Source organism: Pseudomonas sp. 05N434 (genome assembly GCF_056396965.1).
Genome location: NZ_JBFTMK010000939.1, coordinates 1 through 1005, shown reverse-complemented (window position 1 = coordinate 1005; position 1005 = coordinate 1). Strand labels below are relative to the sequence as shown.

Genomic DNA, 1005 nt, shown 5'->3' with positions numbered 1-1005 from the left:
CTCTCCTTGAAATTCCGAGACCGCGAGACTAGCATCAATCTTCAGATCTTCAAAAGGAACTTGCCGAACTAAATCCGTGTAGTTCATTACTCCGCCTCACGTTCCCATATATCGCGCAAGGGAGTTTGCCCCTCATCTCTAAAGAACTCTTTAAATGAAACAAATATCAGTTTGCGAGTTGCATATCCAATATTCGTTTTGCGACTAGGAAAACCCGAAATAATTTCCTGAAAGAGATTCAACCCTAACGACTCTTCTGATTTTTCTGTTGCTATGTCTGATGTAACTTTTTTAAGAGCAGTTTTTATGCGTTCCTGCCTGTCGGGTGTAGAACCGAAATCTGCAGCTGCTGCAAAAAAACCATTAATAGTATTTTCATTTCCAAGCCAATTGGTAGCTGTAAGCCCCCCATTAGCTGGCTGTGTACTCTCGACAGCATCGTCAAGATCGCAGTAAAACCTAAAAAAGTTCACGAAGTCGCCGAACTGAATACCAAACTGTTCCACATCCTGCTGGAGAACGGCCTGTTCACTTAGTCGTTGCGCTACCACGTTTTGCTTGTCTACTTCTGGGGACTTCAAAAGATAAGCATGATAGCCACTTGAGATTTTATCCAACGAATATCTACGCGATCTAGTTCTCCGACCACCATCAACCTCTGGCACCAATTCTAGCCCTTCGATCTCTTTCATCAAAGTAGCTCGCAAGCTTAGTGACAGAATTTCAATTTGATGCCGCATCGACATCGGTTTTTGACCCGCATTCAAAACAATTATTCGATAAATAAGATGATCAAGATCCGGTTCGGCTCTTATTTCAAGATGAACAAGCTGCTCTGGTGGAAAAGCATGCCCGCTCTCAAGTATTTCTTTTAGTATGAATGTTCGCTGCAACCCATCTAGAATATTTAACGGAGCCGATTCCAATAACAAATTCTTGAGTTCTTCATGATCTCCTGACTCCACAGCTTGCTTTGCTCGCTCTGAGATTTCTATGGGTAGAGCA

The 1005-nt window shown here is 42.7% G+C and carries 1 protein-coding gene; it reads right to left on the bottom strand.

All coding sequences use genetic code 11. The annotated features are described in order from the left end of the window. Positions 1-86: 86 nt before the first annotated feature. Positions 87-1005, bottom strand: a 919-nt coding sequence (locus tag AC1DLB_RS30880; protein WP_477786391.1) for a hypothetical protein, incomplete at its 5' end; no start/stop codon positions are given.